The organism is Photorhabdus bodei, assembly GCF_003287735.1.
GTDB classification, from domain to species: Bacteria; Pseudomonadota; Gammaproteobacteria; order Enterobacterales; family Enterobacteriaceae; genus Photorhabdus; species Photorhabdus kayaii.
The window spans coordinates 1-15,534 of record NZ_NSCM01000043.1 but is presented as its reverse complement, the minus strand read 5'-3'; the positions used below and the strand labels follow the sequence as shown (position 1 = coordinate 15,534).

The 15,534-nt window shown below is 52.2% G+C and carries 6 protein-coding genes and 1 pseudogene; 5 read left to right on the top strand and 2 right to left on the bottom strand.

Annotation, left to right across the window (positions count from 1 at the left end):
* Positions 1-637: 637 nt before the first annotated feature.
* Entirely contained in the window at positions 638-913 is a 276-nt protein-coding gene (locus CKY02_RS18545) for a hypothetical protein (protein WP_112896425.1), read from the bottom strand.
* A gap of 342 nt (positions 914-1,255) precedes the next feature.
* Here CKY02_RS18545 and CKY02_RS18540 point away from each other — a divergent pair, with 342 nt between their 5' ends.
* From CKY02_RS18540 to CKY02_RS18520, 5 genes are all read left to right on the top strand, one after another.
* Complete coding sequence (locus CKY02_RS18540) at positions 1,256-3,397, top strand: type I secretion system permease/ATPase (protein ID WP_112896424.1); 2,142 nt, start codon at positions 1,256-1,258, stop codon at positions 3,395-3,397.
* Positions 3,376-4,764, top strand: coding sequence for an HlyD family type I secretion periplasmic adaptor subunit (locus CKY02_RS18535; RefSeq protein WP_112896423.1), 1,389 nt, complete (start codon positions 3,376-3,378; stop codon positions 4,762-4,764). The genes CKY02_RS18540 and CKY02_RS18535 overlap by 22 nt, the downstream gene beginning before the upstream one ends.
* Positions 4,764-6,923, top strand: coding sequence for a type I secretion system permease/ATPase (locus CKY02_RS18530; protein ID WP_112896422.1), 2,160 nt, complete (start codon positions 4,764-4,766; stop codon positions 6,921-6,923). The genes CKY02_RS18535 and CKY02_RS18530 overlap by 1 nt, the downstream gene beginning before the upstream one ends.
* Positions 6,924-7,018: 95 nt before the next feature.
* Positions 7,019-14,194: a TcdA/TcdB pore-forming domain-containing protein gene (locus CKY02_RS18525; RefSeq protein WP_112896421.1), complete on the top strand. Its 7,176-nt coding sequence runs from the start codon at positions 7,019-7,021 to the stop codon at positions 14,192-14,194.
* Between the two features lie 390 nt (positions 14,195-14,584).
* Positions 14,585-14,860, top strand: coding sequence for a hypothetical protein (locus CKY02_RS18520; RefSeq protein ID WP_112896420.1), 276 nt, complete (start codon positions 14,585-14,587; stop codon positions 14,858-14,860).
* Between the two features lie 215 nt (positions 14,861-15,075).
* On the opposite strand, the pseudogene CKY02_RS18515 reads toward CKY02_RS18520, so the two are convergent.
* A pseudogene (locus tag CKY02_RS18515) lies at positions 15,076-15,345 on the bottom strand (ISNCY family transposase); the annotation flags it as partial.
* Positions 15,346-15,534 lie beyond the last annotated feature (189 nt).

Here is a 15,534-nt window from a genome sequence, read left to right as displayed (position 1 = left end):
GGCTGCACTCACTCACCCCGGTCACATAGTTATCTATGCTCCCGGGGATTCGCTCCCTTGCCGCCGCGATGCATCTTGAAATCCATAAGGTATAATACCATATAGAAACAATTTAAAACTATAAATGGCTTTATTACACACTATCTTACAATAAGCATTATTGCTATAAAACAATAACATATGCAATAAATCATTAATTACAAGACAATATCACCCAAGTAAATAGTTCTACAAAGTAATTTACTTGATACCTTGAGACATTTATCAATTTATAGTTTTATTTCGATGTTGTTTAATTTCCAGACAGCAGAGAAATATATAGACATTATATTGGTCAAGATTAACAATGGAAAATATATGGCTATTTCTAACCTTTACATGAATTATTCTTAATAATTCATGAGAATAATAATGAGACATATTTATATATAGCAAAGAAGATTCATAAAAAAATAAAACTAGATTAGATTAAATTTCATATGTGACCGGGGTGAGTGAGTGCAGCCAACAAAGAGACAACTTGAAAGATGACGGGTATATATACCGGATTGTCATATCAACGTTAAATAATTAATATATTAGTACTATACCACCTCCCCTTCACAACTGATTGCCAGCGCCCTATTCAAAGCCTGAGCTAAAGCCGTTTTATTCTCATTATCCTCCAATAAACTAACGGAATAGCGATTAACTTAAACAAAGTATCAGATATTACCTGTGCCCAACCTAGCGATGGATCGATATGTAAAAACGCTGGCTTTTCATCCGGCACAAAAGAAATAGCGGGAGAAGATTCTGATAAAAAGTCACTGGAGGTAAATGTCTGGAGAATGCTCTTTACATTCTGAGTTGGTGGTAAAGGGCCATTCACGATCTCAATGAATTTGTTAAAAATTTGAAAAATATCATTCATGACAATTATATCCCATATTTTCCCCTAACTTCTTGCTCTCCAAAAAAATAAAAACAGATATATCTGACATCAATTCAATATATTCATAAACTGAATGCCATTCCCCGATTAATAACAACAAATTAGCAACGCCCAATTAAAATTTTTAGGATAATATTGATTAATTGACCGCAATTTTTATTAGCTTTAGCTTGCGCCCACTTATCGAAATGACATATATTCAAATTAAAGCCTATGCTCTTAATACAGATTATTATTAATTGACTCTGCAATACATCATCTTGCGGAAAGGCTTTTCTATGTTAACAACGTGAGAACAGAATCACGTAAGGGAAAATCACAATGAATAGGGAAAATATATCCGCCGATGCAGATACATTGTCATCTGCTCTTAACTGTTGCCGATTATTGTTGCAATTAGCTAAAAGTGAGGCTCAGGAACCACAGCCTCTGCTCCCCCATAACAAACTGAAACCTGCGATAAAAGAGTACGGCAAGGCACATGATGTTGATCTGGCATTATGCCGTTTAAAATTCCCCAAACTGACTCCCAAGCTGCTGCCCCTAGCCTTTCGCGACAAACAGGGAGGATTTATTGTATTAGCGCGCCTTTCCACTGATCAGGCCCTAATCCAATCTCCTTATGCCGTTTCACCCGAAATACTCTCCATCAACGAGCTAGAAGCCAGATGGAGCGGGGAGGTGATCCGGTTAGGGGAAGCTTCCCTCAGATTCGATGTCTCTTGGTTTATACCCGCGTTTATCCGCCATCGCCACCTCCTCGGCGAGGTGCTGCTTTTTTCCCTGATGCTTCAGCTACTTGCCCTAATCACCCCTCTGTTTTTCCAAGTGGTGATGGACAAAGTGTTGGTGCACAAGGCGTTGTCGACCCTAGACGTCTTGGTGATAGTGCTGGCAGTGGTTGGGCTGTTCGAGGTGGTGCTCCGGGGGCTACGCGAATACCTCTTTGCCCACACGGCCAACCGCATCGATATCACCCTAGGGATCAAGCTGTTCCGGCACCTACTCGGCCTGCCCCTGCTTTACTTCAAACACCGTCAGGTAGGCGCTATCATCACCCGGGTGCAGGAGCTTGATAGCATTCGTGACTTCCTGACCGGCTCCATGCTAACCCTGAGCGTGGACCTAGCCTCCACCTTTGTCTTCTTCGGGGTAATGCTCTGGCTGTCGCCGTCCCTAACCTGTATGGTACTGGCGGTATTGCCCCTCTATTTTCTGCTAGCTTGGCTGAGCTCCAAACCACTGCAACAGCGCATCGAACAACAGTTCCAAACGGCTGCCCTCAATACCTCATTCCTGAACGAGTCCGTCAGCGGCGCTGAAACCATCAAGAGCCTGGCGGTAGAACCCAGGATGCAACGGCGCTGGGAATCCCAAACCGCGAGCATGGTCAAAGCCGGTTTCCGCACTCAGACCCTCAACAGCTTCATCAGCCACGGGGTTATGCTACTACAGAAGACGACCGGCGTCGGGATCATCTGGCTGGGTGCCAACATGGTGATCTCTCTGGAGCTCACCATAGGCCAACTGATCGCTTTCAACATGATGGTGTCCCACGTCAACCAACCCACCGCCAAACTAATCGACCTGTGGCAACAGTTTGTCCAAACCCGGGTCGCCGTCGACAAGCTCGGTGACATACTCAACCTGCCCGTCGAGCAGGAGCAGGGGAACATCCGTCCTCAGCAACCACTCTCCGGTGATCTGCAAATACGCAACCTGGTGTTCCGCTACCAGCCCCATCAAGCCCCAGTGTTGCAGGGAATTACCCTGCATATCAGGTCCGGCGAGAACCTGGGCATAGTCGGTCCCTCCGGTTCGGGTAAGAGTACGCTGGCCCGCTTATTACAGAAGCTCTACGTTCCGGACGAGGGGGAGATCTTGATCGACGGCACCCCCCTACACCAACTGGACCCCGGCTACCTGCGTAGCCAGATTGGGGTGGTACTACAGGAGAACTACCTGTTCAACCGTAGCGTGCGCCACAACATAGCATTTAAGGACCCCTCCGCCTCGCTGGAGAAAGTGATGGCCGTCGCCAAGCTGGCAGGCGCGCATGACTTTATCCTGCAATTACCGCTGGGCTATGACACGGTACTGGCCGAGGCCGGCAGTTCCCTATCGGGAGGACAGCGCCAGCGCATTGCCATCGCCCGCGCGCTGATGGCTAACCCCAAGATTTTAATCTTCGACGAGGCGACCAGTGCCCTCGATGACGAATCCCAAACGCTGATCCAGGCCAACATGGCCGAGATCGCGCTAGGGCGCACCGTCATCATCATTGCCCACCGCCTGTCCACGGTGCGTCACTGCGATCGCATTATCACTTTGGAGCAGGGCCTTATCACCGAATCAGGCAACCATCACCAACTACTGGTCAAGGGCGGCCGCTACGCCAAGCTGTGGCAGATGCAACAGGAATTACGAAAGGAGACGGAGCCATGTCATTCAAGAAACACCTAAAAACCGTCCTCCGGGCTTGGCAGCGGGAGCGTAACGCTCCCAAAGCGACGAAGCGCACCCGCGACGAGTACGAGTTTCAGCCCGGCTACCTGGAGATCGTTGAACGACCTCCCGCGCCTTGGGCAAGGTGCACGGCAATGGCACTGACCCTGTTTCTGTTGGTGGTTCTACTCTGGTCCACCATCGGTCGCCTAGACATCCATGCCAACTCGACAGGAAAGCTGCTGGTGTCCAGCCACTCTAAGGTGATCCAATCCCTTGAAGCCGGCGAGATTGTGGCGATTCACGTGCGTGACGGACAAAAGGTGAAGACTGGAGATGTGCTGATCAAACTCAACCCCATAGGAGTCGAGGCCGAGCTAAAGGAGCTACAGGAGCAGCTTAACTTCAAGCGGCTGGAGATGGCTAGACTACAGGCCCTGCTAACCGATACCCCCATTGAGCATTTCGCCGTACAGGAAGGTATGCCACAGGCACAGGTCGAGCTAGCCAGAGAGCACCTGATCAGTATCTGGAAAGAGGTCGTCGCCAATCTAGAAAGCCTGGACAGCGAGATGAGCGTCAACCAAGCGAGCCAAAGTGCACGTAACGCCGATATCACCGCGCTGGAAAAGCTGATGACCAATATCAAAGTGCGCCTTGAAGCCCGTCGTACCTTGGCCGCCAGCAAGCTATTGCCCAAAGTCGAGCTACTGGAGCAAGAGAAGGAGAAGTTGGAAATCGAACGCACCCTTTCTCAACAGCATGCCGAGCTGACCGTCCTCAAGGAGCAATATCAGGTACTGAAAGAGAGCCGGGACCGCTACCTGGCCAAGACCCGCCGGGAATATTACGACCAGATAAACGAAACTCAGACCGCTATCGCGGTCATGACACAACAGTTGATAAAGGCCGGCGAGAGACGGCGGCTGCAAAGCCTGCGGGCACCAGTCGACGGCGTAGTGCAACAGCTAGCGATCCACACCTTGGGAGGTGTAGTGCAATCGGCCCAGCAACTAATGGTGATCGTGCCCGATGATACCTCTCTGGAAACCGAAGTGATGGTGTTGAACAAAGATGTGGGGTTCGTGCACGCCGGTCAGCCGGTGGAAATTAAGGTCGACTCCTTTCCCTATACCCGCTATGGAACTATACGGGGTAAGGTCGCCCACGTCTCCAAGGATGCGGTCAAGGATGAACAGCTAGGCCTGGTATTCCCCGCACAGATCCAGATGGAACGCTCCTCTATCGCAGTGGACCAGCATGAGGTACCGCTACAGGCAGGCATGAGTGTCACCGCAGAAATCCGCACCGGTGATCGGCGGGTGATCGACTACCTACTCAGCCCACTACAACAGTACCAGTCCGAAGCATTGAGGGAACGATAATGTCAACCATCGAATCTATTCTGTCGGAACCGAGCATCGTCGACGCGTCCAAGGCGGTAGCGGATGGCGGCCTCCTGGCCCTGACCCATGCCGCCCGCCATTTCAACTTGGCGGTGGAACCGGAACAACTAAGCCACCGTCTCGGACGCCCCCAAGGGGTCTCAGATAGCCAGGACTTATGCCGCTGCGCCCAGTGGATCGGCTTGAGGGCACGCCACATCTCCACAGATATGAGCCGTCTCGATACCCTGCCCCTTCCTATCCTGCTGAATACGGAACAGGGCTGGCAGGTGCTAGAGAGAGTCGAAGGCGAATTCATTACCTTGTATCAGCCAAGCGCGGGTAAGATATGTCGCTATCTCCGAACCCTCTTCGCTAGTCATTGGCAAGGCAGCGCCGTGCTGCTGGCGGAGGCGACCGAACCGCCGAAACGGCAGCGGTTTGGCTTCGGCTGGTTCGTGCCTTCCATCCGCAAACATGCCAGCCAGTTTAGGAACGTAATCCTAGTGTCTCTGATGCTACAGGTGATCGCCCTAGTGACCCCCATACTGTTCGAGAACGTGATCGATCGGGTGCTGGTCAGCCGCAGCCTATCGAGCCTGCAAGTGCTAGGAATCGCCATGTTGGCTCTGGCTTTGTTCGAGCCCGTCTATGGTTTCCTTCGTTCCTGGCTATTCACCAACCTCGCCAGCAAGGTCAACTCCGAGCTCTCTGGCCGCCTCTATCAGCACCTAATGGCCTTGCCTATGGGCTATTTCCAACAGCGTCAGACCGGTGAAATCATCGCCCGGGTGCGCGAGATGAACCAGATCCGCCAATTTCTCACCGGTTCAGCGCTGACTATGGTGCTGGATTTAGCCTTCGTCGGCCTGTTTGTCGCCGTGATGTTCTCCTACGCCACCGAGCTAACTTGGCTGGTGCTCGGTTCTCTCGTGCTCTACTTCCTGTTCTGGCTAGGTGTCGGGCCCGTACTGCGTGCCCGGGTATTGCGAGAGTACGAGCTAGGGGCCGACAACACCGCCTTCCTTACCGAGTCAGTCACCGGCATTGAAACCATCAAAACCAACGCCACCGAAGCCGGCTTCCTACACCGCTGGGAGCGGCAGCTATCTGCCTTCGTCCGCGCCTCATTCCGCGCCAAAGTGGTGGGGATCTTGGCTGGTCAGGGAATCGACCTCATCCAGAAGTTAACCTCCGCCCTGCTACTGCTGTGGGGCGTTACTCTAGTCATGGAGGGCAAACTCAGCCCAGGGGAGCTGGTCGCTTTCAACATGCTCTCGGAACACGTGACCCAGCCGATTCTGCGTCTGGCCCAAGTCTGTCAGGATTTCCAGCATACCCTGATCTCGATGCGCAGGATTGGCGACATTCTTGACGAGGAGGGGGAAAGTGGCAATGGCGGCCTGGCCTCCGTACCCAAGCTACAGGGAGGGGTGAGTTTCAGAGGCGTGCGTTTTCGTTACAACGAAGATGGTCGGGAGGTGTTACGCAACCTCAATATCGAGATTCATCCCGGCGAATTCATCGGTATCACAGGGCCGTCCGGCTCGGGCAAATCCACCTTGGCTCGGCTGTTGCAGCGCCTCTATGTACCTCAGCACGGCCAGGTGTTGGTGGATGGGATAGATTTGGCAATCGCGGATCCGGTGGCACTGCGCCGCAACATGAGCGTCGTGCTGCAAGAAAGCGTGCTGTTTGCTGGCAGCATCGCCGAGAACATTCGTTTATGTCGGCCCCAGGCCAGCGATGCGGAAGTGTATGAAGCAGCGACTTTGGCCGGTGCCGATGGTTTTATCAAGGCGCTGGACCGAGGCTATGAGACCCAAGTCGGCGAGCGTGGCGGCCAACTCTCCGGGGGGCAACGCCAACGCATCGCCCTAGCCCGAGCACTACTGACCAATCCGGGAATATTGCTACTGGATGAAGCCACTAGCGCCCTGGACTACGAGTCGGAAGCGGCGGTAATGACCAATCTACAACGCATTGCACAGGGCCGCACAGTGATAAGCGTCGCCCATCGCCTTAATACCCTGCGCCATGCCCATCGAATTCTGGTGATCGACCAAGGTCAAGTGATCGAACAGGGCAGCCATGAGCAACTGCTCGCCTTGAACGGGCTTTATGCCCGACTGTGGACCTTGCAGATGAAGGATTCTTAGATCACAGGCGGCCAACCGTGTCCGCCATAACCAGCCATTCTTGAAGCGTTGTAATCCGTAAATATCAAAGTAGGATTTTCCTAAGGAGAACCATTATGCCCAATAACAGCTATCAATCGCTGCTCGCGTCCGCGCAAGCGACCTTTAGAGAGATGAGGAGCAAACCGAAAATCCAAATGCTGGTCCAAGAGATCAAGAAGGGGTTCCGTGAAAATGGTCGCAAGTGGAGTCCCGAATTGCTCCAGCAACAGAAAATGCTGGAACGGGCGCTGGAGAGCAACGCTTATTGGCGCTACAGTAATGACAGACCGGTCGGCATCAGTAGCCTCGACAAAAACGAGCAACAGGCATTTGTCAGTTATATCAAAACACTGACGACACGCATCACGACAGTCGACATCTTGGTACAAGGCAATGAGAAAACAGCGCTATCTTCGCAAACGGATGACGCCCTAGGCAATGCCGAAGCTTTCCGGATGCTGCCCAAGGATTTTGCGCAACGTTATGGTGCCCGCGGCAAGCTTGGTGCGCGGCTGACCATCAACGTTAGCAAGGCGCATTTCAACTTGCTTGCCCGGGCGTTGCCCCAGTTGTTCAATGATGACAATCGCGGCTGGCTGGAACAGGCCAAGATCATGGGGCCGAAAAATCTGGGCAGCCGTACCGACCAAGCCGTGATCTACCTTTCCAGAGCCGGGGTCGAGCATGCTCAAACCATCAGCGCAAAGCTTAGCGAACTGTTACCAGCGACAGCCTTTGTCGAACACACCCCGACTGGTATGTATCGCGTGGGCAAAGGCATTTCCTACTCTGAAACAGCCGAGGGTGGATCGAGCAGTCACGGTCAGTCCCGAGCACAACTGATTGCCGCAGCGGGTACACAGTCCTTACTTACCGATATTCCAATCGAGAAAGCCCTGACGTATACCTTGCAGACGCGCGGGTACGATGTACACATTCCAGCGTTGCTCTCACAAGCACTACGGGATAGCGAGCTCAAGGGGAAGCTGGTGCCCATGAGTGGCGGTTCCGAGCCTCGTCAGAGCAGCGCCGACATCCATCAGTTCACCGCCGATCCTGTGTTGTTCGCCAAATCCAACACCATCAGTGCCGAGACATTAATCAGGTCGGGGAGTCTCCCGGCGGAAGGGAACGCCCAGCTAGTGAAAATCCGATCAGGCTTGTACGAGCTCGAATACACCGATCGAAGCGCTAATGATGATGTAGCAACAAGCGTTAACAGCATACCAGCGTATTTTCTCAACTACGACAGCGCCGACCAGGCCAATGCATCACCAGCCTACGTAGACATTCCTAAGCATGAGATCGCGGAGAGCTTTCTATTTACCGGAACGCTATCGGGCAGTTCGGTGGTGGTGACCAGCCTCGATGCCAACACCTACCGGATCTACCACGACGGCAGAGTCAATAGTTCGTTGCTATACGATAACGTGGTGATGGCAGTGGACTACAAAGATTACCGGGTAGCGGCCACCACCAAAAGCCTCGCCGTGGCGTACATGCAGTATGTCAATGGTGAATGGCAATTGGTGTTCCAGCGCCAGGAGTATCAGCAAGACGGCCAGATGAGCTGGACAAAGCGGCGCGGCGGTGAAGAACCGCTCTCGATCCAGATCGCGGACAGCCAAGTGGTTAAACGCAACCAAGCTCAATTCGCCACTTACCGTGAGCAAGTTCACCAACGACTAAAGAAAGTCGCTGCCCAGTTCGGGGTGTCAGTCGAAGGGATCACCGATGGTGTATACACAGAGGGTGAATTTTCTCCTGATCATCCAGCAATTGCCGCGTGGACTAAGTTACATGCCGAAGTTGACGACAGGATCAACGCGGATATCAAGCAGCTAGTAGACAAACGAAGCAAACTCTATGAGGAGCAACGCAATACCTCTCAGCACAACCTGATCGACCAACAGATAAAACAGATTAATATCACTCTGGAGTATTACAAGGCGCAATACGATACGGTTCTGCGTGAAGCGGGCTTCGTCGAACAAAGCTGGTTATGGCAACAGATCAAGTCCAAGGACGGCATGGCTGCCGTGGTGTGGATCGACAATATATCCATTCAGAACAGTGGACCGGAGCATACCAGTAGTGTGGGCGAGCGTTATGCGATCGCCGAAGCTTACCAATATCGTGTGCATGGAACCGCGTTTACCGATGGTCAGCGTAACTTCCGCGATATTAGCATCCCTGGGATGTACGACAAGATGTCAGCCTTGGAGATGAAGATCCTGTTTCTCAAAGGCCAGCTCACTCCTGAGCAGCAAGGTGCCTTGAGTACTCACATCACTGAAACCAGCCAGGCAGAGTACATCGACAAGGTATTGAAGTGGACGGCAGTGTACAGCGAGGGTTTTCATCGCGCTGGTAGTAGCTTCGACCGTCTGGTGCCACAGGACTTTTATCTGTCGCTGGTCGGCGACAAGTCCGGCGGCCGCTGCTACCCCTTGGTCAGAGCGATGGCGGTGGCGCTGGCTAACAACAGCGAAGCGGGTATCAACAGTCTGGTGGAAAAACTCTTCCTGGCTGCCGCCGATCCCCACGCAGACAGTTCCACGCTGCTGAAAAACAGTCTGATTAAATTGCACTCCGATAACGTTGAGGCCGTACAGGCGTCAACGGCGCGGGGGAAGGTCAAATTGTCCGAAGTGGTTTCCCTGCTGGAAAAGGCGACCAAGACCTCAACGTTCGCGCTCAATACCCCAAATCACTCGATGATGGTGGGAAGTACGGTCGGACTCGAAGGACGCCGTTACTATTTCTATGATCCTAATGTCGGGATTTTTGCCTTCAACAATACAAGCAGCTTCTTCCAAGCCATGAAGAATCACTTGGTGGGACGCAAACTGGCCGCCCACTACGGTTCGCTTGGCAGCGAGTTAGCCCCTATCTTCAACTTGGTGGAGATCGATGCCAGCAAGATGGCAAAGGTGCCGGTGGGTAACGACCTGAACGTCGCTGACCTGACCCGCCCCGATGAACTAACCACGGTCATAGAGCAACGGCGGCAGGTTGAGCAGACGGTTAACACCCAGGTACGGATTGCCAAGGACACCCGGTTGCACACTGCATTGGCGACCCTCGATGCCGAACAGTGGGGAGCAAGGTTCGCCGAGGCCAGTACACAGCTCGCCCAAGAAAACAACCTTGACCAGCACTGGATGCCGGTGATTGGCAATACCGAGGACCAGGGCGAAGGCCGCTATCGAATCCAGTTCATCAATCGCGACCAACCCAAAGAGACCCGTTGGGTGAGCAGCGGCGATGCCACCTTTATCGAATTCCGCCGCTTTGTCGATGAACACGTGCTCACCCTAGGCCAACATTTCACCCTCGAACACGGCCAGATACAGCCCAAAGGCGGTATCGGCGAAGCAGCTCCAGTTGATGGGCTAAACGCCGGGTTTGCGATACAGACATTGATCCAATGGTTTGCCGACAAGAACCGCAACGATGCGGCACGTGGTATCGCTTCGCCTGATCTGTCCACCGCTCTCAAGGTCCACAGCTATCTCAATCTTATCCAGATGGCTCACGGTGGCGTACAGGACGTGACTAAGGTCACCGAACTGGTGCGTACGGCGTTGCGCAGCGAAGTGGTGGCCGCCGAAACTTCACTCAAGGACTTTACCTCCATCCTGGGGCACACCGTCAATGAAGGCGCAGGCGTACTGTTTGGCGGCGCTATGGTCGGCCTGGATGCTTATGAGCTGGCCCACGCTGAGAACGATGTGCAGAAGGCGGTGTTCGGTACCCAGCTTGCGTTCGACTCGGCTAGCTTCGTCACTGGTACAGCCGGAGTGGGAGCTGGTTTGGTCGGTGCCTCAACAGCGGGCGCTGTGCTCGGTTCTGGAGGAGTGATCCTTGGCGGGCTCGCAGTGGGCTTTACGGCACTGGCGCAAGCCTTTGGTGCGGTTGCCGAGGATGCCAAGGCGGTAGGCCGTTACTTCAACACGCTCGACAATGCCTATAAAGGCAATGGATATCGGTATGACAACGAAAAGAAAGTGCTGGTGCCCCTGGCTGGGGCTGTGATAAAAACCCTGGATTTGCGCAAGAATCAGATCGACTTCGACAGTCAGTACATTTACCGCACCCATTCGGGTTCTACCGGTTCAGGAAGAATCAATTATTTCTTCTGGATCGGCGACTTTCCAAAGATGGTCCATGACCGCAGCCAAGCAATCGAGGTGCGCAGTGGAATCGGTTACAAGGACGTTTCCCACAGACTCGACCACAGCGACAGCAATGTGCTGATCCTGCCCGGTACCCCAAAGTCCTTCATCAGTTACGAATACATGCAGCTCCCTGGCGCAACTACGCGTCATGATGCCGGTTTTGATGTGATCCGTAGGCTTGAAGAGGATAAGCGGCTCGACTATGACTTCTACATCTTTCCGGGGGAGGTGACGATTCGTAGGATTCATCAGGAGTATGTGGCGACACCAATCGAAGTGGTGCTCGACCAGCGCAACCGGCAACTGATAGCACCCGAGCTGCCCAAGGAATTGCATGGCTACCTGCATTACGAAATCAAGGGTGCCGGTGGCGAGTACCTAATCGGGCTGAACGAAGGCACCAGCGTGAAGCTCACGAGCGATGTCCCGCACAATCTGGTCGGCAGTGCGCCGTCGCGCTGGATCATCGACAGCAGCCAGCTCGCCAGTGACAGTATTAGTGTGTCGAAGAACCGACTGGTAGTTGGTGGAGTGGTGGTCGAACTCGATTCAGACCGGAAAGAGCAAGTGCTGGTGGTCAACCGCAAGGGCGAGGTGCGCGAAGTCAACTTCTCCGACCTGACAACTCAGGTGATAAGCGAAGATGCGAGCAAGTGGCAGGTGCCGAGCCATAGCATCGAGCAGCATCTGAACGATCTAGCCAAGGCGCATCAGTTACACGGGCAGTATGTGGTGGTGGAGAACTACAACCACAATGGGCATAATGTTGGTCAGGCATTCTACGACGTAGCCAACAAGCGGATGTTGTTCACCGACACCCTCCACAAACAGGCCAGACATGCCCAACTGGGTGCGGTGATGGGCAGCCATGCCTATTTTTACGATGCCGACAACGCGGCGGCGTGGCGGGTAGACATCGCCACTGGACAGGTCGACGCGCAGTTTGAGCCTTGGTTCAACCAGAGTGCGGGCCAGATCAGTCGGCTATGGCAAGAGGGGGATGCGGTCTATCTGGCGCGCCGTTATCAGCTAAAAGGGAAAGAAGCTGAACTGAGCTATCGGCTCCTCGGTGACCGAATGGAGTTAGTCAGTGCGGTGGGTGATGATGCGCTACTCCAGCTTTCGGCACGTACCGGCCTGCATAGTGATGAGCTCAAGACTATACTCCAGGGCTACGAGAACGATAGCATTCAACGTGAAACTCCGACGTATACGCTGAGCGCACGGCTGATCCAACCGACCAGTGCGGCGCTGGTCACGGTGTTCGGCGTGGATGCGGCTGGCGTGGCGCATCGCTACTGGATACGCACCAGCAATGGGACGCTGATGCTGATCAAGCCAAATCTGGCACCACCGCCGGATCAGACCTTGCATTTTGAAGCATACGAACAAGCCCGCAGCGCCTGGCCGATCCCGGCCGATCTCGTGTTGGCAGGCAGCATTCCCCGCCCTGCTGGTACAGAAGTATTCTTCTTCTACAGCAAGGAACAAAAAGCTCTGTTCCGTCAGGAAGGTCCCGGCCAGACTGTTCTCAATGCCAATCATCCCAGCGCATTACGCATCAGCACGCCAGCGTTGGCTAATCTGGTCAACCTGAATGGTAGCCTGCTCGCCATCACCGAGGATGGGCGTGTGGCCCGGCTCGATGCGCAGGGGCAGCTTAACTATGAAGCGGTTAATGAGCATTGGCTCAAGGGGCGTACCCACTGGTGGCAGGATCTGGCTAACATTACCGACGGCAGCACCACTCTGGCAGTGTTCGGGATCAAGGGCACCGACGGCAAAAACCTACTGCCGGTGTGGTACCACAACGGCCAAGTGGTGGTAGCTTCAGCGGCACTGTTGGGTAAATCGTTGCAATTTCTGGGATTCGAAACAGATGGCGCTTCCGCGCGGCTCTTCGAACCCGAAAGTGGCAAGCTGTATCGCCAACCAACTATGACTGTAAATGCGTTGGCCGCGGCCTTTGGCACCGACCAAGCACTTAGCACCTCGGCGCAACTTCCCGCTGCCAGTGAGTTGACGCCCGAATTACATCTCAAGGCGGCGCAACAGGTCGATACCGGCATGCGCCTGATTACGGTCAAGGGCGAGATCTTGCTGCGAACCAACAACGGCGAGTTGCAGCTAGTTGGCGTTGACAAAGGCTGGCAACAAAACAACTTGGTCCAACTACCGCAGGCGCTCACCAAACTCGCTGACCAGTGGCAGGCCAAAGGGATACTGACCTTGCAGGACAACAAGGAACTAGGCTGGTTCGATATCGGCAGCAGTCAGATATTTTCGGGTAATGGCATCCCTGTCTCGAATAATCTGCGCTTCGTGGGGATCGCCGCCAGCGAGAAGGCAGCGTATGTGTACAGCCCGACAACTCAGGCGCTGTATCAGATCAAGGATGGCAACACGCAGATGCTCAACAGGTTTACGGGCGTGGAGCGCATCGGTTCGTCCCTTCTGCTTCAAGGCGGAGGAGTTGGCGGCAGCAAAGATGATCTAACGCCACCGATCATTGCCGGTGTCGACAGCGTGGTGCTGCATGGCGGAGCCAATAACGATATCTACCGCCTCAGCAAGGCGATGTGGTCCCATTACCGTACGATAGTCATCGATAACGACGACCAGGGCCAAGCCTTAGACCGTCTGATCCTACCGTTGGCTGATCCGGAAAGCATCCTGGTGAACCGCCACGATGACGACTTGATGTTAACCGATTCCAGCAACGAAACGGCCCTGATGGTGCGTCAGGTATTTGGCAATCAGGCTATGGCCCATCGACATCTGCAAATCGAGCTGGAAGGTTCCTCGTCGGTGATCAACGTGGACCACCTGGTCGAGGGCTTTACCCAACGGAGTTACACCAGGGAAGGTCTGATGGAACTGTCCTGGGTCAGCAAGCAACCCATCATCACAACCCATGCCGTTGCCGCTGTCCCGGACATAGAGGGGCCGAGCCTGGAGAAGCTGAGTGGGGCTATGGCTTCGTTCCCTGATACCGGTGGTGCCCACGACCACCTACCGCAAATCCGTCAGGCTTCGCAAGCTATGCTGACGTCATCACTGATCTCTTAAAGGTCGCACGAGAAGCAGCAGAAGGGGCGAAATGCCCCTTCTGTCCGTTTAGTTGAGCCTTTTAGAAACTGTCTAATCGACAGAGGGATTTTAATATTGTAGGAGGAGTTTTTTTAAATAAGAAGTTAGATTTCTAATCTAAAATGAAAAATATAAGCAGATTTTAAAATTGTAAATAATCCATGTGATGATTTAGCATGCATTATTACATATAATTTTATATTCCCCAGAAAATACTTTCCTGTTTTATAAAATAAAACCCCAATATTAACAAGATTAAAATAAATATTTTTTAACTTCAGAATTTTGACAAATTTTATAAAAGCGATACACTTAATGTGAAATTTATAAAGTCACGAAAGTTATTAAAATATTGAAAGGAAAATTTTTATGTTCAAGAAATCATTGGTAGTTGGAGCATTAGCAACAGCATTAATCGGAAGCATTGGGACTGCAAACGCACATCTTTCTCCCTGTCCGAATCAGAATATAGGCTTCAATGGCTTGGCGTATACTAGATATATTGTTAATCCTGATAACAATTTTGCTAGCGTATTTACGCAAAAACATAATGGTATAAATATTACATGGCATCTTAAAGGAGTTGTTAAACCTTGTTTATATAATGGACGTAAAGCTTACTCCGCTTACTACGAAGGAATATAAAGCAAGATAAACTCTACCGAAAATCCTCATTAGAGATTTTTTCAGAACTATGACAAGCCTCGTTGAAAATAACGGGGTTTTTGCTTTTATCATGAATAATAATATTTCTTATTTTTCCTTATTAACCTTTTCCTACTGCCTTTCAAAACGCTATTAATAAGAACAAAAATGCCGATCTTGAATATCGGCATTTTGCTGTAAAAGAGAAGATTAATTTAATGCTTTAACGCTTCAATTTTATCCCGGCTCAGTCCGGTACTGGTGACAATAATGTCCAAACTCACGCCATGCCGTAATAAGGCACGAGCCGTTTCCACTTTACCTTCCTCTCGGCCTTGCTCAATACCTTGCTCAATACCTTGCTCAATACCTTGCTCGATACCTTGCTCGATACCTTGCTCGATACCTTGCTTGATACCTTGCTCGCGCCCTTTTTGTTCAAGCTCTTCTGCAATAGTCATCAACATCGTTTCATGCTCCGGAGATAGTTACTTCAGTCTGACCAGTTTCAGCTTCGCCGGGCAAACGTAAAAGTCCCCTGTACAGTCATCACCTTGAATAAGAACAAAAATGCCGATCTTGAATATCGGCATTTTACTGTGAAACAGAAGATTAATTTAATGCTTTAACGCTTCAATTTTATCCCGGCTCAGTCCGGTACTGGTGGCAATAAT